Genomic DNA, 21,966 nt, shown 5'->3' with positions numbered 1-21,966 from the left:
ACCCTCCCTTATTGCGCCATTTTGTCGGCGATCGCGGCTTGAATATCGACCGTGATATCTTCTGCGCCCATCACCACCGCAGGCGTGACTAAAATCAGGGCCTGATGCGTCTGTTGGTACTCCGATAAACTGTCACTGAGCGCCATTTGAAAACGGTGAGTGGCATCGGCGATTTGTTGCTCACTGAGCGGAGTTTCCGCATTAAACTGCATGGCCATTTGTTGTTGATATTGGTTAACCGTGCCCGTCATATCGAAAGTAACGGTAACAGGGGCAAGCCAACGCACCACGAACACCGAAATACTGAAGCTGAGTACCACCGCAATCACCATAAAAAAACTCATGGCCTTCAAGCAGGCTTTACGCCGACGGCTCGTGCCCCGTGCGGGCGTTTTTTGCGTGTTATCGACTAATGTCGTGTTTGACTCTGCCATTGGGATAAGGCCTCCATTTCTCTTGGGAATTTTTGTTGGGCTAACGCCAATAACGTGGCTTGCTGGGAAAGTCCCTGTGCTGCGGCATTTTCACGGAACTGGTAGTCTTTACCATCGGTGGAAAACAAAGTGCGACTGATGGGATCAATCAACAAGCGGTGATAAGACACTTGTCCTGCCACCCGTAACATAAAGGCACTGAAGTGCGCCTCTTTTGCCGAGGGGAAACCTTCCACAACGGTGCGTTCCAACACGTTGAACTGATCGGGGTTTTTCTGGTTATATTTACGGAACGCCTCCAAATTTTGGCGCAAGATAATTTTGTACGACGAATTACTCCATGCGGCTTTCGCGGCCACACTCGCATCCTCACCATCGAAATCCTCAATCCCTTGAGAAATAGTAATGTAGGCACCGCGGTACTTACGGGCAGTACGATAGCCCCCTTCAATAAAGTTACCGACAAAACTGTTTTCACTGTCGAGCAGTTTCCAACCTTCATCGATGATGGCCGCCTTTTTTATGTCCCGTGGCGATAGATACATGCGCTGTTCAATAAAGATCATCATGGAAAACATGACGGCAGCTAATAAGTCAGGTTTATTTTGTAGGCCGCCCATTTCCAGTACGGTAAACCGCACATTGTCATTAAGGGCAGGATTAGGGCTATTGAAATACTCCCCGTACAATCCTTTGGTGGTGTATTTCTGTAAGGAAACAACGATCTCGTGCATCTTATTGCGCACAGAGTCAGCGTCTTCAAAAACGCCATGCTCGAGTTGCCACGTTAAGTATTCTGAAATGTCATCGATCAGAACCTCATTACCCTGACGTTTGCTCGGTGCCGCCCCCTCCCACACGTCTTGAACCGCATTCAACAAGATAGATTTAGAGGTGTCATCCATGTCCCCTGACGGATTGGCCAGCACCAATAGCAAGTCGCGAATGCTCTCTGCCGCTTCTTTAATATTGACGACACCCGCAAACGGATTGAATTTAAGGTCGCGCGCATCAACGTAGACGCCCCCGACACTTTCACACAACCCTTTGTAGGATTCGCCCATATCCAAGACATAGGCCCAACCGCCACTATCGAGAATTTGTCGGATAATGGCTTGCACTAAGAAGGACTTACCGCCCCCCGAGGTGCCACACACCCCCATGTTGTAGTTATCGTTTCCCAGCCCCGAATCATCATCAAAGATATCGAGATAAGACAACTGGTTACGATATGAGGGGATAGGTAACCCACTACGACAAATGCGGTTATCAGCAACCACGGGTAACAAGTTGGCCACGTTAAAAGCATTAGCTCGCAGTGTGCCATTCGAGCGTTTCATATCGCCCCACAAGCCCTCTTGCATCACAAACGGAAACAACGCCATGTAATTACGCAATTGCATAAAACTCGGGGGGGATAGGGTCAACCCATTGCTATTAAAGGTATTCATGAGCGCCATTTCAGCATTCAGGGCTTTATCGTCATCATCTTCACAAAATAACGTAATACCATAACTGTATCGTGCGAGCGCCGATTGCCCTTTACTCAGCTGTTCTCGGATCTCGGTCCACTCTTTTGCCTGTTGCTTCACACCTGGCACCCAACTGGAGAACTTGGATTCTGCACGTTTATTAAAGGTGGCTGATTTGGTCATCGATTCGTTTTGGGTTCGGACTAAATCTTCGACTTCCAACGTCAACGTAATGGCAAACGGGCATGACACGGAAGCGGCAGGGTCGAGTAAATTGCTGAGATTATCGCCCCCTTGCCAGAGTGCAAACCGCTGCGGATTTTTGGCAAGACTGTAGTTAAGTATCCGCGTATGTGATTTTTTGCCCTTTTCATCTATTAAGCTCTGATGCATGGCTTCGGGTTTCAACTCCATAACGAACGAACGGTCAACACACTGCGCGTTGAGTTCTTCATACGGTTCGATTTCATCGGAGGGCTCGGCAATATTGTGATGGCGAAAATTCACCATTTCCCGCACCAACTTGATTAAGCCTTTATCATCCAATCGCTCCGAACCGATACTGGCGCCGAGGAGGGATTGCTGCACCACACTCAAGGTTTGATTCAAGTTTTGCAGCGTCAACGCATCCGCCCGTTTAACCGGTTCGGCATAGATGACAAACAGGCGATAGTTCCGCAATGTTAATGGCAAACCTTGCTTGTTGGCTAAACCATTCATCGCCCCGTTTTCATAGTAAGCGCGGGTAATGGCATTGAATTTTGATGCCAACTCCCCATCCCAGCTAAAGTCCCTAAGACCGTAATCCAACATGCCACTAATACATTTACTGCCGAGCAACAAAAAGGTGAGTGGCGTTTTACGTGGCAGTTTGTTGCGCAGGAAATAATCCAGTGCATCGACAATTTTATCGTTCGCACCAATCAAGGGGGCACATTCCAACACGAAGCCCGCTGTTTCTTTGTTAATAAAAAGCCCTGAATCAGCATCATAATAACGGTAGGGTAAGACGCTACTAAAGGAGGGATAGTCCATCTCTTCCAGTGCTTCATGGGCTTTGCGTGCCCCATCAGGTTGTTTCCAGTTAGAGAGGAGTCCTTTGAATAAACTCTCCATAAACGGGGATTCACCCGCATCTTTTGCATGGGGATTGCCGAGTTGCTTCAATTTTTGCAAGAAGCCACGTTTTTGGGTCATTGTAACTGCTCCTTCCACTGGCCCTCTTTCACAACAAAGGAGACGACGGCTGGTTGATAAAAGTTTTGCTCTTCATCAATCCACGGGGCTATCCATAACCGCGCGGTACTCGCGGGAAGTCGAACTGGGGGCGCCATACCAATATCGCCCCAACCCGACCACGTTTGGGTTGGCTGTGAAATGGGAGGTAATGAATTAGCCGGAACCGATTTTTTTATGGGCGCGGATGTTGTTTCAAATGCCCCCAACGCGTTCACTGTCTGTGAGGAAGCGCGATTATCCTGCACCACAGTCCGAACTGTTTGAGCCGGAGACGCAGTTGTTACAACAGGTATGGTAGGTGTTGCCAACGGCGCTAACCGCGGCAACTCAACTCGCTTTTGGGATGTGCCCTCCCCATTAGAAGGATGGTTCCACGTGATATTTTGCTGTGCTGCCTTTTGATTGGCTTCTTCCATCGTCATACAGCTGTCTTGCGCCGTGGCATTGCAATCAAAGGAATCTTTCATGCCCGCAGTACAACCAGCGAGCAGGGTTAATACGCCTAGAATGAGGAGCTTTTTCATAATTAAACCTTTTTGAATACGAAGTGGGTAAAAAGAAGAGAACGACAAGAAATATCGAATAAAAAACGTGAGTTAACTGAATTTAATGGCGAGTCCTACGGAAAAGAAAAACACATAAACACTAAGACATTTGATGATAAATAGGACCATTTTCTTGCGTGAAGGAAATCCGACTTTCCCTGAAATAAAGCTGGCTTTTCTATCGTCACCAATCATCAATACGACGATAATTGCACTGACGGAAACCAATATAGAAATATAGGGAATATCCCTGAATGACAAAGTAAAATAATCAACTAGGCATCCCATGAGGTTAATGACAACGATGCACAAATTAACTATCACAAAACAACGCATCACTTTAAATTGAAACAGTCGTTCCTCGAGGCTAGCCATAACACCCTCCAATGAAACAAAGTTAATTAACGGATAATCATGTACTTTTTGAGACAAATGAGTTTCTAGCAATTGTAGGAATTTGAATTTAAACGAAAGACGTTACTTGATGATTTTATACCAAAGTCTAAACCCGTGAAATTTAACACCACCAAGGCTTCCAATAGTTGGAGGGATCTCATATTCCAAGGATTCGATATTAATGATATCGGTTATATTATTTTCATTTAGCCATTGGTTCATTTCATCATTCATTAGCCGTCGATCACGCCTAACGCTTTTTAAATTAGAAATAATAACCCCATCTATCGTAAAATCTTTAAACTGTATATCCATTATTAATCCTGTTCATAATTTGAGAAAACGAACCCGAGGGTTGAAATAAATTCAATCCCTCTCTTCGCTTTGTGTATAAGTGCGAAACGCCTCTACAGAATGCCAAATCGCATAGGCAACGTCATCTTCAACCACCACAATGCCTTGATGAGCACAGCCTGCACAGGTAATTTTATCTTTTTCAAATAGGAAGTCTTCTGAGCCAAACTCTGTTTCGACAATACTATTTTCACTACCACAAACCACACAACGCCCCAACCAGTTAATCTTTAATTTGCGTTTCATAATCATTTCAATGACTAGCTAAAGATTCTTTCTGTTTAATAAATTCCGAATAACGGTAGGCACTCATTTCTATATATCCGTTTTCGCAGGACAACTTATATTTTTCATTATTAATTTCAACACGGTATTCTGGACAGGTTTTTAAAAAGGCCTTTCCTTCATCCATACTTTTCACATTAGCCACATAACCAATGAGTAGCGCTACGCCAAAACCAACAATTAAACCAAATATAAAATTACTGATAAACACCTCAAATTAGATTTATTTTTCACTTATACTCTCTTGGTAGACCTTAATCCCATAATCGTAATCTTCTTTAGAGACTTCAATTTGCATTTTTTCATCACCCAAGTAATAAATAACTTCCCCATCTCGTTCTATTGATTTGAAAATTTCAAGCTTTGAATATCGCTCACCATTTGGAATGTATTTTTCACGTACATCGCGGTTTGCCGAATAAACAAGCCAACCCAAAAAATCACCATATAAAAGAAAAGCCAAATATAGTTTATCTCCATAATCACATTACCTTTTTTTAAACTTTAAAAAACTATTAATCTCATTTTTTACTTATCAATATTATTTTTAATTTTTGCTATTAGTGCGATGAGTTTCGATTTTTCCGCATACCACTGACAATAAGAATGACCAAATCTTTCGATAAAACTGAGCGTATAAATACAGCACCGATAAAGCCTATACAAATGGTTAATAATATTATATCCATTCTGCCTCTTTATTTTATCACGCTGATATTATCTTTATCTGGAGTACGGGTATTTTCCTTATCATTGCTTAACTGGTAGGCTTCAATGGCTTCTTTGTAATCACTCACAGTGACATTTTCAATCACATCACCGCACTTGAGCTTATTGGTGTTTGACTGAAATAATCCATTATCGTTATTAGTTTCAATGAGTTGACATTTTGTTGAGTAATATTCACCTTTACTCACAACCTCTGACTTATCTTCTTCATTTAATATTGCAGCCCCGAAAATCACTGCAGCGATAAGTAAAATCATCAACGCAAATACAGATGTCGCTTCACTCGCTTTACTTGTCGCAACAATGATTAACCCTAAACATAAAATGACAACCACGAAGACAATGAATATTGTACTTAACATCACTAGCTTCCTTATCCCGTTATTTTATGGCTTCAAAATTACGATTATCGACAACACGAGGCACTTCTTTGTTAAGGATCTTGAGAAGTAACACCGAACGAGCCTCCCCGTCAGGTTCACTGTAAATCGCGCGCACACCTTGGAAGATACCGTCATAAATGACCACTTCATCCCCTTTTTGCGGTAACTGCTCACTCACCTCTTTCATAAAATTCGGCACCATCAGAGTCGCAATGATTTCATCGGGCACCACCACAGGCAATTTGCCAAAGCGTACAAAGTAGCTCACACCCCGCGTTGAGTTAATGGTCGAAAAATGGATCACTTCATAATCGAATTTCACAAACAAGTAGTTTGGAAACAGGGGTTCCATCACTTTGCGTCTCCGATTTCGCACCATTTTCTCCGCCTCATAACGCGGGGAAAAACTATTCACCCCTTGGCGTTCAAGATGTTCAATCGCTCGTAAATCTTGCCCTGTTTTGCAATACAATAAATACCATTTATCCATCTGTTTATTCACTTTTGTTGAGAGTCGTTATTTAAGATTTGAGTCACCCAGGTACTCAAACCGGTATAGATTGCGAGAAAAAGCAATCCATCCCAACTGATGTCGGCACACACCAATATCACCGCAGGTGAACTGATGAGCCCCATAAGAAGGACCGCTTTTAATCGCGTTTTAGTGTTGTTTTTTGTGGGTAGAGTTAACATAACTGCTCCTTAAGATTGCCCTGGTGTTGGCGATAAGGAGGCGTGAAAGACGTTATTGTTGTGTTGGGTATTGCGGGTAATTTGTGGATGGCACCGCATCCCCGAGTGAAATTTCTTGTAACGCTTGTTTCGTCACCGTAATGCCTTGATTGAGCGTTTGCTGAACAGGTTCGGCCACGGCATCCTTACTTTTCTTTTTGCGCATCTGTTCAATAAATTCCAATTGGAAGCCTTCTTGGAAAACGACAGTGATTTCAATTCCAGCACCAATCGGGATCACCGGATGATATTGTTCCGCACGTTTAATGAAGTATTCCGACAACATTTTTCCGGATTGTTGAACACCGCCACCGACTCCGCCTCGCATCACATCTGCCATCGTGGTCGTGCTACTAGCACCGATACCAACGGTTTCACTCCCCACTTTGGAAAAACCTGAGCCGACCGCTTCGATAAACCCGCCGCCAAAGGCATAACCGACTAACTCACCATTTCGAATGACCGGTTCTCCCTTAATCCCATTTTTCCCCATAAAGGAAACATGACCTTTAAAGGGCATATCAATCGTATGGCCAAACAGTTTACAAGACAGACGATCTGTACGAACGAGTCCGCGTTCACTGGAAATATCGCCATACACGCCCGCCGTCACCGCACACCCACTTAAGTCATACTCTTCATTGTTCGGCATAATCAGTTTACCCGTTAAGCGAAACTGCATAGGTGATGGATTACTGTTCCCCGTGACAGAAGCATTGGCATCCGCGCCTTCAATCACCATCGCTTTGGCAAAACTCCCTGACGGGATATAGGGTAAAGCGGGTAAGTTGTTATCCACCTTGTCCTCTTCATACTCGATAGTCATCGAATGCAAGCCTTGCTTTAATGCTGGATTTACATTGATTTGAGGTTGCCCGACGGGGTATTGCCCGCCTTGATAAAATGCTGTTGGCGGCGGGATAATCGGCTGGCTGGCTTGACCATTGGGTGTCGGTGTCGTGCCAACAGGCAGCGTTTGAGGTTGAGGTAAGGTATTGTCGCCATGGATCAACCCATTACTCACCTCATTCAGCTGGTCTTGCAACGTCGTTAAGTCTTTATCTTGTTGCTCAATTTTGTCGCGATACGCTTTATTTTCCTGCTCTAAACGTTCGATTCGGGCGTTCACGCTTTTCATCTGCTTGTCCACTTGTGATGCGGTGGATTGCAAATCCGCCATAGCCGCTTGCCCGACTTTACGGTCAAAGGTGGAAGAGACAACCCCCGTCATGTTCGGAACAGGCTTTTGTACCGTTTGTTTGGTCTTGGGTTTTGAGGGTTTGCTGAACCACCATGCAACCCCACCAATGGCACTGGCTCCTAACGCGACCATTAAAAAAACCACGAGTTGTTTACGACGCGTTTTCACATTTAAATTAGCCATGCGTCACCTCATTACTCACCGTTAACCACACGGTTGCGGTCGCACCCGGTAACACCTGTTCGCTATACGGCGAAATCAATACTGCCCTTACCCCCTGAGCATTAAACAATCGCTCAGTGATCGGTTTAGCGTTGGCCGTGGTATTACGCACCGCCAGTTTGTATACCCGAACTTCGCCGCCATTCCACATTTCATCCGTAGACACCACATACCCCGACGGTAATGACAAGGTTGGCGTAACGGTGACAGGTGCTTTAGCAAAACCTTGCGGGACTTCGCCGTTGAGTAATGCTTTATGCAGTCCAATCAGCATTTGGGGATAAGGTAACGAACGTTCCCACTGTTTGGCGGCTGGACGTTTCGCAGGGACTGACGACACCAACTGCAACACGCGACCATCCCGTTTTTGCGGAACCGCCACTACTGACACGGTCAAACCGCCTGCGGTACGGACATAAAAGGTAAACGGTTTGGTTTGCGTGGTCATCAATACTACCCCGCCACTGAGCTGCCCTGTTGCCCCTTTTTGGTTGCCATTGATAAACATGCCTTGCGCACTATCAATCGCGACAATCCGGTCGCCTGGCACCACCAACATATTTGGCTCACTGTTACTAAAGGCCACACGCACTTGCGAATCAGGTGAAACAGGAATTTGTACAGGTAAAGTTGCAGCGGGCTCCGCTAAACTGAAGGCAGAAAAGAGGCCCAAACTCAGGGCCAATAACGCCAGTTGACTTAACTTACTTTTTTTTCTTTTCATCGACTTGTACCTCAAAGCCCCCTATTGTCGTGAGCCCATTTGCGTACTTCAGAGTTAATCGTAACGTCACCCGTTCAGGTAGCGATTTACGGTTGCCAATCCACGTTTGAATATCACCGTGAATATCGACAATGCCAGAATTGGGATACACATCCATTCCGGACAAATAAAAGGCACTGGTGACATTGTTTTCAATGATTTGTTTCGCTTCTTCAGCCAAAATCTCTTGCATCTGCGGTCGCTGACTATTATCAAAAAATCGTAATAAGGCTTTGTGATTAGCTTTAACCGATTCTGGTGATACGTTGTAACGTAAGAAAATCAACGACTGTGCGGTTTGTTCGAGGTAGTTGGCATCCGCATGCGAACGACTTAGGGTAAACGGGGTTTCAAAGAACTGCGGGATATAGGTCATTTCACGGCTATCAATTAAAGTGGCAATATTCGACCACGCCAGAATATTCCCTGTAATGCTTCCTCCTAATAAGCAAACTAATATAATGAAAATGAGTGATGTGAATTTGTGGGCAGATTTGGCTGCGCTCAGTTTCACCGTGACCTCCTGTTATTTTAACCAGAGCCTGAACGCGGAGTCGGGAAGTCGTTTGTACATTCCCTGAAAACAGAAGGAAGGCAAATACCAGTAACACGCATTAATCAGCCAATCTGTTCCCCTCCCTTTTTTGAAATACCTCAGTGCAAACCAGAGCAAAGCGCCAACGACAACCCCTGCAATATATTGCTTGTCCATGACTCCCCAACATAACGGGAGGGCAATGGCACAGGTTTCATCGAGCGGTAAGCCGATTGGACGACTTTGCTCCGTCAGCGTCTGAGGAAAGATGAATCGCTTAGCGCGCTCTTCTTCCATTACGCTGTTCCTTCAATACCAATAACGTCTCTTATGGTGTCACGCCTGGTGCACGGGCACGGATAATGGCAAAGATAATACCGGTGATCACAAAGAACACAGGGATTAACACGAATGTCGCTGGGTTGTGATTACGTAAATACATTAAGAAGACCAGTACCACTTCCGCTAACATGAAGTAATAAATCAGGGTTGAATCTTCCCCGAAGCTCGCTTCGGCATCTTCACGACCCGCAGCCATTAAGTCATCTGCCGCCATCGCCCCTTTAGAGACTAAAAATGCCATCATCGGTAAACCAATTAAACGAAATAAGATTTTCCCAAGTTTAAAGTTCACTGCATCAATAGCACGTTTAAATAATCCCTTCTTACGTGCTGGGGTATTTTCAATAGTAAGTTGTGACATAGCTATTTCCTTGTTAATAGTTGTTTCATTATTTTCAAAATAAACTCTTAAAGAGTATTTAATGACAATTGAGCCTTTAGCTCGCTTTATTCCCGACTTAATTAATGAATCAATAACACTTAATATAAGTAAGAAACAAAGCGTGATAAAAGTATTCTAAATTGAATGCGCTACCGCCCCAGCCCGACAAATCCATTTTTAAATGGCAAAGTCTACCCGCTGTCTTTTTATTTAACAGTTTATATAATAACGAAATTAAATTAGGCTGAGATTATTTCCCAATAATTTTCATCTATTTTATCAATGTGTTTTAAACTATGAGCAAGACGTATTCTAATTTCTTCTCTTTTAGTTCTTCCTGATAATTCAGTTGCCTTAACCAACCATTCCTCTGCCACTAAACTAATATCCACACTAATTTTTTTATGTTTATTTGCATTCATATCCTTACCCATCCCTTTGGACTGAATTTATATTACACAAATAAAAATCAATGTCTTGGGACAGCTGTCCCAAATAAAGGGGGGTGATTGTGATAGCATTCACAAAAACAACCCCAAAAAGATAATAACTTCAAATATTAATGATAATAAAGTTTATTAAACTATATTTATCTAAATTAAAATCTTTTCATCTTTCCCTAAGCTAAAGTTGATAAGTTCGACTGTATTTTTATCAACATAGTTGCACCAACCATATTTACGAGCGACGACACGAAGATTTTTTTGATTTAAAACCCCAGAATTGGTATAGAACTTACCTAATGAATTTTCGACCTGTTTTTTATTTAATTGGCTAAATTCAGCAATCCACCTAATAGATTTCCCTGTTAAATAAAACCAAATAATATGCCATGATATTTTTTCCTCTTTTTTGGCAACGTTATTCAACGTTAATGAAAGAGGATTAATATTATAATAGTTATCAATTGGGAATCCATCATCAACAAAAAAATCATCGATAACATTAATTGAGTTCAAAATAGACTCATAACTAAATAAATCACTAAATTTTTTGAAACTTGTTATTGTATAATTATTGTTATTAAACTTTATTAGTTTAATACTGACGTAAAAAAGATAATATAAATCTGCCTTGATCTTATATGCAAAAAAAACAAACTTATTTCTTTTTTGAGTGAGGACCGATTTTTCCAAAGCTTCTAATTTCTTCAGTTTGGGAAAATCATTTAAAAAGACAGGAGAATGTGATGGAATGTTAACCATTTTACAGAAACTATCACTAACTTGAGTGATATTATGTTTCTCATTACGGATATAAAAGAGACTTTTATCATTAAATTGATGAATGATATCAAAAATTGCTTGAGATCCACTTTGCGGATCAATATTATTGAAGGTAGTCATTTAACCGTCCTTAACTGTGGGGTTATTTGATTAGCCCAATAATCGAGTTGCTGCTCGATTATTGGGTGATTCTATTTAATTCAAATATACCATATTAGCAATAATTGAATCAATTAATATATTTTCATTCTGCTAAATAAATATGATTTTCACTCTCTATTAGATTAGATATATCAAAATATAAGTAAATTTTTTTGTTCATCAATTTTCTCAAAAAAAATTTCTACTTCTCTAATCGCTTTCAGGAAAATATTCATCTAACATGGATTTTGTTCTATTTTTAAAATCTTCAATATATTCTCGATAGTTGTATCGATTGTCTTCTTTGATTTCTGTTAAATCAAACATCATCTTGAATAAAATCTGTATACACTGCCGTGATTTAGTTACTTCTTCTAATATTTGTTTTTTATAACGTTCCTCTAGGGATAAACCATCATCCCCTTCTTTGTCTTTCTCTAAATTTTCAACAACCCGCAATCCGATATCCAGTAGCTCAGAGCCAACACTGGAAATGTTTGCATCAGCGCCATCCGCTTTTCGTTTATCCACAATATTACGAATTCCATCTAATGTTTTTTGCTTCATATATATATGTTGACGTGGCATTCTTTTATTTCCTTAGTTTTTACTAGCCGCTATTTGTGGGCTGTGGTCAATTAACATACAGCCCACAAATAGCCCACATAATACAATCATAAAAAATAAATCACATATAAACAGTATATTACAATAGCCCACCATTAGCCCACTATTTTTAGGTGAAAAATTTATTTATTTGATATCATTAACAAAACACACAAAGTGCATCCCTTTAGCCCATTTATAGACGCTATTAGTGGGCTATCAATGGGCTTTGCATGATTATTTTTAAAAATTTAACTTATTTATTTTTAATTAACACCATGATTTAAAAATAAATTCTTGCAAAATGAAATTTTGCGTGGGGTGTGATATCTTTCTTTCAGAGGAGCGTATTTATTGCTCCTCCTTTATTTTGGCTTGCATTTAAATAGTGCTTTATTTTTTAATAAAAATGGGCGATTCTGAGTTAAAGAAATTCGTTATTTAATGGATTTTTATATGCGAATGATCTGTATTCTCATTGCGTTAGTTTTTTCGCCTTTTTCATTTTCGTTCGATTGCTATGATAAAGCAGGAAAAGATTATAAAATTGACCCTGATTTATTACGCGCGGTTGCGTTTCGTGAAAGCTCATTCCAACCTAATGCAATTAATCAAGCGTCAACCACTCGATACGCTATCGGGTTAATGCAAATTCATTCGCAAAACTTTAATGAATTAGCGCAGTATGGCATTACCGAAAATCATTTAAGGCAAGACCCATGCATGAATATTTATACGGGGGCATTTTATTTGGCAAAGTTTATTCGAATACAAGGGGATATCTGGAAAGGGGTTGGCGCATATAATGCAGGATTAAAAAAATCCGAGGTTCAAGAGAAAAAAAGAAATCAATACGCACTTGAGGTCTATCACATTTATCTCAAGATTAAACAAAATAACTAAATTTAACCCTTTCATTTTCTCTTTTTAACATTATAATCAATTTCAATATTAAGTAATGCATGTGGCTTAGTATTAAACGAGAAACGCGCCTTTTGGCGCGTTTTCTTTAATAACTCGTTTTCCTTAGAACGCGATTAATTTCTCCGCCGATGCCATCATTTCCAATAATATGTTCGCGTCCAATTTTATATAGCTTACCTTGATGATAATTTTCAACCGTCATTAGCGTGGTATCAAAATCATAAGACTCGCCATATTTTTCAATCAATGATTTGATTGCCAATTCGATTATTTCATCACTGTAATGACGATTCGTAAAAACATAATCGGCACCACCATAAACTATATTAAATGGTGAACTTTCATTGTAAGAATAATCAGTATAGCAATCGAACCGTGACGTTTTATATTTTTTAACAATCGAGTCGACTTCATCCACTGTTGGGCCATCTGTCCATGATACATAATAAGAACTGTAATATTGTTTACGAACTGAAAATTTAGTTTTTGGAAAATGTTTTTTTAATTCAGCACGGATATTTTTACCGACTATTTTTACTTTATTGTCTAAATTATCGGTTATCTGAGTTAAGTATGAATATTGACTATTGTTTTTTTGAAATTCGACACCTTGATTAAATTCAGTTAGCTTTTTTTCTTCCTCGGCTTTTTCCGTTTGTTCGAATTCTTCTGACTGTTTAATTAATGATTCAATTGTTTCACTATCAACAAATTCATTTTTAACTTCCCACTGGATCCCCCCTCTTAGAATAGATTCCGGTAAGCGATTCGATTTATCACCATTGTAAAATACAATATCAAATTCTGCATTTCCCCCACTCACCATAACATTACATAGATTCGTCACTGTATCTGGTTTTTGTTCTCCATGAATTTGGGTGATCACGCCCAAACCATGATTATATAAGTTCGTATAAACAACCTGCCCGACTGATAATAATGTTTGCTGTTCCATAATTTTTATCTCTTTAATTAATGAAGGTTAATTAAGCGCAAGCTAGAGACTTGCGCAGGATTTAATTAATCAATCGCATTCAATATCTTTGTTTGTGATTCAGGGGGTAATGTGAAAATAAAATCCCGTAATTGGTGAAAATAAGCAGAAATACGTGCACATTCTTCCGTGTGCCCTTTTTCATAAGTGACGAATGAAAAATGACTTAACATCATTAAGGTAACAATGATCCCCGCTTCTTGGGCGCTAACATCGTCCATAAAGCCGTTTGGTGAGGTGAGCATATAGCCTTTTGTCGGTTGCAAATAAAAACCGTTATTCGACAACGTATAAAAATCCCAATAGCCGCCGTTATAGGCTACGGCGTTCCGAGTCATCCAGTGATAGATTGCATTTTCAAAGGCAATACAGTACCGCCCTAATTTTGAAGGTAAAAATTTTAAACGAGCTTGAGCATTCTTCACCTCAATAGCCGTGATAACGATTTGGTCTTTTCCATTTCTTTCGTTAGATTCTTGAGCTGCAAGGTTTTGTTGTTGCGTCATTTTAGTGCCTCCTTTGGGTTAATGATTTCTTTCGTTGAGTTCCTTCGCTGCAAAGGGCGTGCATAGACGAAACGAGGAAGGAAGCAAGGGCGGAGGCAAAATTGTTGGTAAGCGCAGCGACAAGAATTATGCTGGAGTGCACTTTACGCTTGCTGGATGACGAGTTGAGTCTATGTTTAAGCCCGAGCGGAGGGGCTTGGCGAAAGATTAACAACACAGTGGCTGAAAATGACGCAACCGCGACTTGCGGCGAGAGAATCGAACCGCAAGGCGTCCTTTGAGCTTAACAACGTTAAGCGGTTTATCAGGGGCAGCTCCCGCAGGGAGCTTGCATCCCTGTCCTTTGCGCCACGCGTCAGCGTAAAAAGGCGCAGGGGTTGACGTTGTCGGATTGAGCCTGGCTCGATGCCAGGATTAAGCCGATGCGCAAAAAAGGGGAATAAATCCCCTTGAAATAACGTGAATTAGGCTGTTAAAAAGGATTTAAAGCGAAATGAATTTAACATTAACATCGGGGTATATAGCGTTTGACGAACGTCCAGCGTTAAACTGTTACCAATATTCACAATGGCGGGTATCCCCAATAATGCCAGTTGGACGTAGCACATTCGGGCGGCAACCTCATCAATATCGGTACACACTGCGATCATGCGCATTTGCGGATTAACGCCTTGTTGTAACACAGAATTGGCACAGGCAATCACCATTCCGCCCGCCCCGCACGTTGGCTCGGACACGCTGATATAGCCATTTTTTTCAATTATCGTGCTGCAATCACCGATGATAAGATTTGCCATTAGCTGGCTGATATGAAATGGGGTAAAAAATTGCCCCCATGCCCCTTCACCTAACTCAAGGGACATAAACACCGCACCTAAAAAATCGGTGGCTTGCTGGTCTAAGGCGTTAACACAAAGGGCTAATAGTTTCGAAAACGCATCCAAATCAGCGCTTTCATAACGCGCAATCACCTTAAAATAGGTTTGTTCCAATTCTTCGCATTTTTTTACACTGTTTTCTAATGAAATCACGGCAACATGAATAAAATCCCGAAACACATCTAAACGACTGTGATAACGTGCCGTTTGATTAAATAATTGAATAAACTCGGTGTGAAAATCGCGCTTTGACTTGGTGTGAACCATTGTTAGGGTTGCTTTTTCGACTGTTTTGTCTGTCTTTGTGTCTATCTTATTAGGTGAGCCTGAAATGATAGGACTGGGGGTTTTTACAGGTTGGCTTAAATCTACATCAAAAAAACTCAATTGTGACATATCGACGCTCCAAAACTGCCCCTGAAAAGGGGCAGTGAGTTAACTTAAATCCACGATTTACGCAGTTCCAAACAACGCAAGAGTTGCCCTAAACAATGGTTATTCATTGCAGGGATGCGAACGGGCTGTTTGCGTTTAAGCTGTTTGTCGATATGTCGCGCCATTGCCCGATAGGTAGGCTCAATATCACTAATCGCGATATCGTGACGCATGACCCGACGTTTTGACGCGACGGGCATTTTGGGCTTTACAGGATTGGCAGCGTATGCCATGATTGTTGAGTTCATCGGAGTTTCTCCTTTGAGTTGATGATTGCCTTGAGTTCTTTCGCAAAAATTTCATCAAGGCACGGATTAAGCAGGCGAAAGCCTGCTTTTTTCATTGTTGCGCCAGTAATCCAGCACAACGCACACGCGAAATAATTTGCGCATGGGATAACGTTAATACATCCCGAAACGTAAAATAACGTCCGTCCACTTTGACAAAAATGTCAGTCACGTTCCCCATGACCATTTCTTGCAACTTAAATGATTCTGTATTGTTATTGCCTTGCCAATCCAACGGGGGCATAACGGATAACGCATCCATAAATTGCATTAAGGTGATTTCTGTCGGGGCAGTTTTAGCCGCTTGTTCACGCCCTACCCAATACATTAATTCTGCGCTTTGGGTTTCTTGGTAACTGTCTGTTTCGTATTGCTCTAATGCGTGATACATACTCTTTCTCCTTTTATGATTTAGTGGTTGGTTCAATATCGAACAGGCTCGATATTGAATAGCGCGTTAATGTTTCGCGCTATTCAATAGGTCGCTTTAACGGTATTGGCGAACCTGTTTTTTAAACGGTTTAAGGTGATTGGCGCTTTCAATTTCGGGGTAAGTTAAATCAGCGTTTTTTGTTCCATCGGTTAAGACATAGTGGTAATTCATGTTCATTTTTTCCGCGAATTTCGTTTTTTTCAGAAAAGTGAAGAATTCGGCAATGGAGTTAAAGTGATAAACTTCATCCGCTTGCCCTGTCACATTTTTCTTATAGGTTTCTGCAATAAAAACTCGATAATTCATGTTGATACTCCTTGTTTTTGGCTTTTAACTCATCTTTCTGGAGGTTTTGGCGTGGCGGTGTTGACGTTCACCGATGGCCTCGTAGTTCTCTTTGAAAGTGTTAATTCATCTTACTGTCAGTTCAGTCGCGGCAAGGGCGTGCATAGCTGAGACGAGGAAGGAAGCAAGGGCGGAAGCAAAATTGTTGGAAAGCGCAGCGACAAGAATTTTGCTGGAGTGCACTTTACGCTTGCTGGATGACGAGTTGAGGCTATGTTTAAGCCCTAGCGAATGGGCTGATAGTAAGAAAATAACCGTCGTGTGAGGAGGTAATCGGCCGACACGCAACGCGTGGCGTCCTTAACGGCCGTGCGAAGCTCGAAATGCCGTGCAGTTAGGTTTCGCTTGCTATCAGAAGGACAGAGACGCTTGCGGCTCTGCGGAAACCCATTCGTAAAACGAATGGCGTTGGAGTGCAGGCGACAGCTCGAAGAAATCGAGCTGCCGTAGGAACCCATAAGACGTGACTTTATTTTTTTGATGAATGAGCTTCAATTCAAACTTATGATTAAAATTCTGTATCTCATTGTTTTACGAATATAAACCTACTGTACTTAATCGCCACCTCAATGAAACCACATTATTTTTATATCAAAATCCACTATTTTCACACTTAGCGGCTAACTTGCGATCACCCGTATTCAAGAGATCAAGGGCTGGTCGGGGTTACCCGAACAGCCCTTGACTATTCTTACTCTTCAAAGACTTTTAACGCGCGATGACACAGTTCAATATGGACGTTTTCAAACTCACACTACCCATCTTAAAAGATCACAAGACACGTGGCTAAAAATGCTCCGTTAATATCCTGACTGACGGGATAATAATAGGTCTCATACCCTTCTCTGGACACCGTTTTGTAATAACCTACGTTGATATCTTCACAGGCTAACCACGTGACGCGGTCACTCTCAGCGATTTCATTCGCGGCAATCGCTGAATTAATGACGGTTTCTTTCGTGTGCTCACCCCGCATCATTAACACCAAACTGTCTTCAGTTTCGAGTAACACCACATTCCATTCATTCATCGTCAACGCCCTTTAAACGGGTTAATTTATTGGGAATAGTATAATTATCCAGTAATTGCTCACCATATGATCGGGTATCGATATCCTCATTGAAATCTAAGAGAGCCGACCACAACGGTGCAAAATCAAGGTATTTTCTCAAGTTTAAATTGTTAAATCGCGTCGTCCAGTTTACAAGCAATTCAATCAAATCATACTCTTCAATCCCATCATGATTAAACCGGTTGTACCACGATTTAAACTCACTGGGGGTAATAAAGGCTAACTCAATTTCGGCTTGAGCTAGTCGATTTTGATACCGTTGCTCGGCTTTAATTTGCGCTTTTTGTCGGGCACGGCTCACGACATGCACTTGAGACTGAATTTTTCGCCCCTGCCGTTCGCAGTCGCGGTAATCCAGCTCAGGAAAAAAATCTCGGACATGATGATCACACAGCGGCAACGGACAAATATAACCACGTGACTGAATAAACGTATCAAGGGCGGCAAGATAGCGATTTTTTGATGGCATTTCACGTTTATCTTCAAAGGCTAATACCAACGTAGAGTGCAAGTCTTTTGCGGTTATTGCCCCTTTATTCCCCGTAAAAAATCGAATTAACGCACACGCATACGGATACCGTTTTTGATATTGTCCTTTTTGCATTTTATCTTCGACAAAGAGGATGGCTTTTGCAGCGGCATATTGACGGTCATTAAAGGGAACAAGGGCTAAATGGTTTGGAATGGTTGTCATGATTATTCACACTGCCCTTTCGGGCAGTGTCTCCCATCTTATTATTGCGCGTTATCGGAGTGGTGAGTGTCGGCTTTTACATCGAGAAAACAGCTAGGCAGCCAATGTGTGTCTTTGAGGGTATTTTCAGCTAATTCCGCGGCCTCCCCTTTCTTTATTTTGACGGCTTCAAGGGCTTTATCTGATGCGCCTGCCTCTGCTAAACAATCACTGATTTGGTCTTTACTGATGCGCCCAAAGAAGTTGGCTTTGGTTGGCTGCCACCACTGGCGGAAATCGAAGGCAATCGCGTGTTCAATGGGGCGCAGGGCTTTAGCTAACGTGTTATCGTGCGGAGCATGATGGTTTACTTCACTTAAAGTTTGCGCGGAACAAAACGCCAGTAATGCGACTAGATCCGCTTGCTCCCATGACAACAACCATGAGAAATCCGCTTGCCACCCATCGGGGAGACGGGCAGACCATGACTCAAATTGCGTATTGAGTAATTGCAATGCTTCACTGTCTTGGGCAGTCGGGGCATTTTTGAGTAACTCCTCCTGAGAGAGCGAGAATTTAATGTTAAATGCAGTTTTGGCATACGGTGAACCAAACACCTGAATACACGCACCGTGAACCAAAATCGCCAGTGCCACGATCGGATGCTGAGTCAGTGCTGCTTGAACTGCCAAGGTGCGCTCAGAAGAGAGACTTTTGCACAAGGCTGCACTGTAGGTAGAAACCGTCTCAACTTGAGTCGTTGATTGCTCACTCACACTTTCAGTTTTGCTTTCCTCTTCACTGCACTGTGGCTCTTGCTGTGCTAAGTCAATGACGCCACGGATGACACACGGTTCTCCATCACGGTCAAGGTAGACCACTACGCCTTTTGTTGCTTTTCCATCGGCTGTCCACGCTTGATTTTTGGTACGGTCTTTAATGCCTTCAATTTGATTTTCGCAATCATTCACGGCTTGCCAAAGGTCGATTTGCTCATGATATTCCTCTGCATTTAATGCTTGCTCCCGTAAATCTGCTTCACAAGCACGCAATTCAGCCAGTAAATCCGCAAATTCAGGGGGAATGACCACCTCGGACACATGACTAAGAGACAAAGTTTCCCCGTCATTACCGTAAAAGCTCGGACGCTCTAAACGGGCAATACCGAACTGCCAGCCCTCAATATCCGCTAACAGTTCTGCACAGACAGTGAGTTTATCGAGTGCCAATTTTTCTAATAGTGGGGCGTTTTCAATAAATCCTGCTTCGGTAAAGAGGTCAATTTCAAGGGTTCCTCCTGCTTGCTCGTAGGCATCCAACCCAACAAACTTCACCAGTCGATTATTTTCGACGGGGGTTTTGGTTTCTTCAACCGCTTCACGTAAGTAACGTGGCTCTTTTTTCCACCCAATGGCATTGTTCCATACCATGACTTGGCGGTCGTGGTCAGGGATTCCAGCTAACGCTTGTAGTTGATCTAAGGTGATATTGTCCGCATCCAATTCAGCTAATAGCTCGGGAGCCATATTGGCCAAGCGTAGGCATTTTTTCACGTGGTGAGTGCTGAATCCCAATAAGTCACCAATTTCAGACGCATTCTTACCTGTTTTTTGTAGCTCGATAAAAGCATGAAGTTGGTCGGCTGGATGCATGGCTTCACGTTGGCTGTTCTCCGTCAGGGAAATAATCAGCGCATCGGACTCCGAGACCACTTTGACAGGCACAGGGAAACTCGAGGCTAAATGCCCTTTTGTCACTAACTGTTGTAACGCCAGTAAACGACGTTGACCCGCTGCTACGCCGTAGACGTCATTGTCCATCGGGTAAACCACCAAGTTTTGTAATACGCCCACCGCTTGAATACTGTCTGCCAGTTCTGACAAGGCTTTTGCATCGATTGGGCGTTTACGGACATTGAGTTCACTCTGTACTAATGCCGATAACGGCAACACATGTGCTTCCATGCTGTCTAATGCCTGATAAATCGCGTCGGCCTGTGCGGATTTTGTGCCTTTTTTTGCTTTACGTTGTTTTGGGTTAATGATAGTTTCTAATGTAGACATAATTGATACCTCTATTGTTTTTAATGTGTCTTTGCTAAGAGAGTGACAAGGCTCTCTTAGCACCTAAGATGCCTGAATGAGTTCAGGACGCAGATAGTACATGTTGTTTAAATTGTCACTAAAGCCAATCGGATAGCCCTCTTTCATAAAAACACTCTTAGAATCGAATGCATCACTGTGCAGTGTGATTTCTTCATCGTATAACTCAGGTGAAATATCCCCCTCGAACAAATCCAACAGACGAGTTAATGGCGCGATGTAATGCAATAAATCCTCTTTCTGGTCATGAGTCAGTGGGGTTTTACCCCTTCTTTCGTTAGATTCTGGAGCTGCAAGGTTTTGATGTGATGACATTTTTGAATCCTCCACCGTGTTAATGATTTCTTTCGTTGAGTTCCTCCGCTGCAAAGGCCGTACATAGCCGAGACGAGGAAGGAAGCAAGGGCGGAGACAAAATTGTTGGAAAGCGCAGCGACAAGAATTTTGGTGGAGTACACTTTACGCTTGCTGTATGACGAGACGATGCTATGTTTAGGCCAAGCGGTGGGGCACAACGAACGATTAACGACACAGGCGATGAAAATGGCAGCACCCGACTTGCAGCGAGAGAAGCGAACGGCAAGTCGCCATTAGCGCTTAGCGCAGCTAAGCAGTGAACCAGGGGCGGTCCCGCAGGGAGCTGCACCCCTGCCCTTTGCGCCACGTTGAAAACGTTAAAAGGCGCAGTGGTTGACGTTAAGCCCGTTATCCACATTGTCCACATGAGGTGAACCAGTGAGGACAGCCTTCAAAAGCTGGCCTCACGAAAGTGTACGGGGAACCTGCACCGATTGTGTGTCAAAGTGGGTAACGGGTGTTCGAATTAAGCTTGGCTCAATGCCTGGCTTAATTCTTAGGGGATGCGTGAAGGAAAGATAGCTAAAGGAACATTATTCGCATGGCACTTCGAGCAACGGGCGACCAACACAATAAGCGATATACACGGTTCCTTGCTCATCTGTCGATCTTGCGCAATCATAACCAAGTTTATGAGCTAGAATGCCTTGATATTGTTGAATAGCCCAGGATGCTTCACCATCATCATCATAAGAATGGCTGTAATTAAAATCATTGTCCCACACGCTAATAGACTCATCTAATAATTGTGCTATCACATCATCATCAACGTCTAATAGTCCTAAGTCTTTTCTCACTTGTTGAAAGACTTCTTGCACTGCCTTTTCATCAACGTCGTGTCGATAAAAAAATGACTTAGTATCAATGATATTATCGACTTCGATATTGTATTGATAATTACAAGCCGATAGATTGTATTCGTTTCCCTCATTACCAAAGCACAGACAGCCTTTTAAAAAGCGTACATCCATGT

Annotated in this window: 31 protein-coding genes; 2 read left to right on the top strand and 29 right to left on the bottom strand. The window is 42.3% G+C overall.

Going from position 1 to position 21,966, the window contains the following annotated elements:
• Positions 1–8: 8 nt before the first annotated feature.
• The 18 genes from trbI to PR767_RS19050 form a co-directional block, all read right to left on the bottom strand.
• On the bottom strand, positions 9–344 hold the full coding sequence (gene trbI / locus PR767_RS19135; RefSeq protein WP_272520818.1) for a type-F conjugative transfer system protein TrbI: 336 nt from the start codon (positions 342–344) through the stop codon (positions 9–11).
• A gap of 65 nt (positions 345–409) precedes the next feature.
• Positions 410–3,103: a type IV secretion system protein TraC gene (gene traC / locus PR767_RS19130; protein ID WP_272520799.1), complete on the bottom strand. Its 2,694-nt coding sequence runs from the start codon at positions 3,101–3,103 to the stop codon at positions 410–412.
• Positions 3,100–3,669 (bottom strand): type IV conjugative transfer system lipoprotein TraV, encoded by a 570-nt coding sequence (gene traV, locus PR767_RS19125; protein WP_272520798.1) that lies wholly within the window; start codon positions 3,667–3,669, stop codon positions 3,100–3,102. The genes traC and traV overlap by 4 nt, the downstream gene beginning before the upstream one ends.
• A gap of 72 nt (positions 3,670–3,741) precedes the next feature.
• Positions 3,742–4,065, bottom strand: coding sequence for a hypothetical protein (locus PR767_RS19120; protein WP_272520797.1), 324 nt, complete (start codon positions 4,063–4,065; stop codon positions 3,742–3,744).
• A 102-nt stretch (positions 4,066–4,167) separates the two neighbouring features.
• Complete coding sequence (locus tag PR767_RS19115) at positions 4,168–4,401, bottom strand: hypothetical protein (protein ID WP_071548962.1); 234 nt, start codon at positions 4,399–4,401, stop codon at positions 4,168–4,170.
• A gap of 51 nt (positions 4,402–4,452) precedes the next feature.
• Entirely contained in the window at positions 4,453–4,686 is a 234-nt protein-coding gene (locus PR767_RS19110; RefSeq protein ID WP_181375473.1) for a hypothetical protein, read from the bottom strand.
• Positions 4,687–4,693: 7 nt separating this feature from the next.
• Positions 4,694–4,936, bottom strand: coding sequence for a hypothetical protein (locus PR767_RS19105; protein ID WP_272520796.1), 243 nt, complete (start codon positions 4,934–4,936; stop codon positions 4,694–4,696).
• Positions 4,937–4,948: 12 nt separating this feature from the next.
• Positions 4,949–5,188: a hypothetical protein gene (locus tag PR767_RS19100; protein ID WP_272520795.1), complete on the bottom strand. Its 240-nt coding sequence runs from the start codon at positions 5,186–5,188 to the stop codon at positions 4,949–4,951.
• A 235-nt stretch (positions 5,189–5,423) separates the two neighbouring features.
• Positions 5,424–5,816 carry a hypothetical protein gene (locus tag PR767_RS19095; protein WP_272520794.1) on the bottom strand — a complete coding sequence of 131 codons (393 nt, stop codon included), beginning with the start codon at positions 5,814–5,816 and terminating at the stop codon, positions 5,424–5,426.
• A 19-nt stretch (positions 5,817–5,835) separates the two neighbouring features.
• Positions 5,836–6,327, bottom strand: coding sequence for a transcription/translation regulatory transformer protein RfaH (gene rfaH, locus PR767_RS19090; protein WP_110592861.1), 492 nt, complete (start codon positions 6,325–6,327; stop codon positions 5,836–5,838).
• 255 nt (positions 6,328–6,582) lie between these two features.
• Positions 6,583–7,953 carry an F-type conjugal transfer pilus assembly protein TraB gene (traB, locus tag PR767_RS19085; RefSeq protein ID WP_272520793.1) on the bottom strand — a complete coding sequence of 457 codons (1,371 nt, stop codon included), beginning with the start codon at positions 7,951–7,953 and terminating at the stop codon, positions 6,583–6,585.
• Positions 7,946–8,716, bottom strand: a complete 771-nt coding sequence (gene traK, locus PR767_RS19080) for a type-F conjugative transfer system secretin TraK (RefSeq protein ID WP_272520792.1) — start codon at positions 8,714–8,716, stop codon at positions 7,946–7,948. Before traK ends, traB begins: the two co-directional genes overlap by 8 nt.
• Complete coding sequence (gene traE / locus PR767_RS19075) at positions 8,697–9,269, bottom strand: type IV conjugative transfer system protein TraE (protein ID WP_094962780.1); 573 nt, start codon at positions 9,267–9,269, stop codon at positions 8,697–8,699. Before traE ends, traK begins: the two co-directional genes overlap by 20 nt.
• A 12-nt stretch (positions 9,270–9,281) precedes the next feature.
• Complete coding sequence (traL, locus tag PR767_RS19070) at positions 9,282–9,587, bottom strand: type IV conjugative transfer system protein TraL (protein WP_094962781.1); 306 nt, start codon at positions 9,585–9,587, stop codon at positions 9,282–9,284.
• Positions 9,588–9,618: 31 nt separating this feature from the next.
• Entirely contained in the window at positions 9,619–9,993 is a 375-nt protein-coding gene (locus tag PR767_RS19065) for a type IV conjugative transfer system pilin TraA (RefSeq protein ID WP_272520791.1), read from the bottom strand.
• A 260-nt stretch (positions 9,994–10,253) separates the two neighbouring features.
• Positions 10,254–10,436 (bottom strand): TraY domain-containing protein, encoded by a 183-nt coding sequence (locus tag PR767_RS19060; RefSeq protein WP_272520790.1) that lies wholly within the window; start codon positions 10,434–10,436, stop codon positions 10,254–10,256.
• Positions 10,437–10,607: 171 nt separating this feature from the next.
• The gene (locus tag PR767_RS19055; RefSeq protein ID WP_272520789.1) at positions 10,608–11,360 is read right to left on the bottom strand and encodes a hypothetical protein; all 753 of its coding nucleotides are present in this window, start codon (positions 11,358–11,360) and stop codon (positions 10,608–10,610) included.
• 231 nt (positions 11,361–11,591) lie between these two features.
• Positions 11,592–11,969, bottom strand: coding sequence for a relaxosome protein TraM (locus PR767_RS19050; protein ID WP_272520788.1), 378 nt, complete (start codon positions 11,967–11,969; stop codon positions 11,592–11,594).
• Positions 11,970–12,443: 474 nt separating this feature from the next.
• Here PR767_RS19050 and PR767_RS19045 point away from each other — a divergent pair, with 474 nt between their 5' ends.
• Complete coding sequence (locus PR767_RS19045) at positions 12,444–12,890, top strand: transglycosylase SLT domain-containing protein (protein WP_272520787.1); 447 nt, start codon at positions 12,444–12,446, stop codon at positions 12,888–12,890.
• Between the two features lie 106 nt (positions 12,891–12,996).
• On the opposite strand, the gene PR767_RS19040 is transcribed toward PR767_RS19045, so the two are convergent.
• The 10 genes from PR767_RS19040 to PR767_RS18995 all read right to left on the bottom strand — a co-directional run bounded on the left by PR767_RS19040 (position 12,997) and on the right by PR767_RS18995 (position 20,951).
• Complete coding sequence (locus PR767_RS19040) at positions 12,997–13,866, bottom strand: LPD29 domain-containing protein (RefSeq protein ID WP_272520786.1); 870 nt, start codon at positions 13,864–13,866, stop codon at positions 12,997–12,999.
• A gap of 65 nt (positions 13,867–13,931) precedes the next feature.
• On the bottom strand, positions 13,932–14,411 hold the full coding sequence (locus PR767_RS19035; protein WP_272520785.1) for an antirestriction protein: 480 nt from the start codon (positions 14,409–14,411) through the stop codon (positions 13,932–13,934).
• Positions 14,412–14,875: 464 nt separating this feature from the next.
• Entirely contained in the window at positions 14,876–15,685 is an 810-nt protein-coding gene (locus PR767_RS19030) for an N-6 DNA methylase (protein ID WP_272520784.1), read from the bottom strand.
• A gap of 44 nt (positions 15,686–15,729) precedes the next feature.
• Positions 15,730–15,972, bottom strand: a complete 243-nt coding sequence (locus PR767_RS19025; RefSeq protein ID WP_109912981.1) for a hypothetical protein — start codon at positions 15,970–15,972, stop codon at positions 15,730–15,732.
• Positions 15,973–16,063: 91 nt separating this feature from the next.
• Positions 16,064–16,402, bottom strand: a complete 339-nt coding sequence (locus PR767_RS19020; protein WP_272520783.1) for a hypothetical protein — start codon at positions 16,400–16,402, stop codon at positions 16,064–16,066.
• Between the two features lie 96 nt (positions 16,403–16,498).
• The gene (locus PR767_RS19015) at positions 16,499–16,750 is read right to left on the bottom strand and encodes a hypothetical protein (RefSeq protein WP_272520782.1); all 252 of its coding nucleotides are present in this window, start codon (positions 16,748–16,750) and stop codon (positions 16,499–16,501) included.
• Positions 16,751–17,552: 802 nt separating this feature from the next.
• Positions 17,553–17,819, bottom strand: coding sequence for a hypothetical protein (locus PR767_RS19010; protein WP_272520781.1), 267 nt, complete (start codon positions 17,817–17,819; stop codon positions 17,553–17,555).
• Entirely contained in the window at positions 17,812–18,555 is a 744-nt protein-coding gene (locus PR767_RS19005) for a plasmid SOS inhibition protein A (RefSeq protein ID WP_272520780.1), read from the bottom strand. The genes PR767_RS19010 and PR767_RS19005 overlap by 8 nt, the downstream gene beginning before the upstream one ends.
• A gap of 41 nt (positions 18,556–18,596) precedes the next feature.
• Positions 18,597–20,597: a ParB/RepB/Spo0J family partition protein gene (locus tag PR767_RS19000; protein ID WP_272520779.1), complete on the bottom strand. Its 2,001-nt coding sequence runs from the start codon at positions 20,595–20,597 to the stop codon at positions 18,597–18,599.
• Between the two features lie 63 nt (positions 20,598–20,660).
• Positions 20,661–20,951, bottom strand: a complete 291-nt coding sequence (locus PR767_RS18995; protein WP_272520778.1) for a hypothetical protein — start codon at positions 20,949–20,951, stop codon at positions 20,661–20,663.
• Positions 20,952–21,053: 102 nt separating this feature from the next.
• Between PR767_RS18995 and PR767_RS18990 the strand changes: the two genes are divergently transcribed.
• On the top strand, positions 21,054–21,230 hold the full coding sequence (locus tag PR767_RS18990; protein ID WP_272520776.1) for a hypothetical protein: 177 nt from the start codon (positions 21,054–21,056) through the stop codon (positions 21,228–21,230).
• Positions 21,231–21,526: 296 nt separating this feature from the next.
• Here the strand turns inward: PR767_RS18990 and PR767_RS18985 are convergent, their stop codons facing one another.
• Entirely contained in the window at positions 21,527–21,964 is a 438-nt protein-coding gene (locus PR767_RS18985; protein ID WP_272520775.1) for a hypothetical protein, read from the bottom strand.
• Between the last annotated feature and the right edge of the window lie 2 nt (positions 21,965–21,966).

It is taken from the genome of Providencia sp. PROV223 (assembly GCF_028479245.1).
Taxonomy (GTDB): Bacteria; Pseudomonadota; Gammaproteobacteria; order Enterobacterales; family Enterobacteriaceae; genus Providencia; species Providencia rettgeri.
The sequence above is the reverse complement of the archived record's forward strand: the minus strand, read 5'-3'. Positions and strand labels throughout refer to the sequence as shown.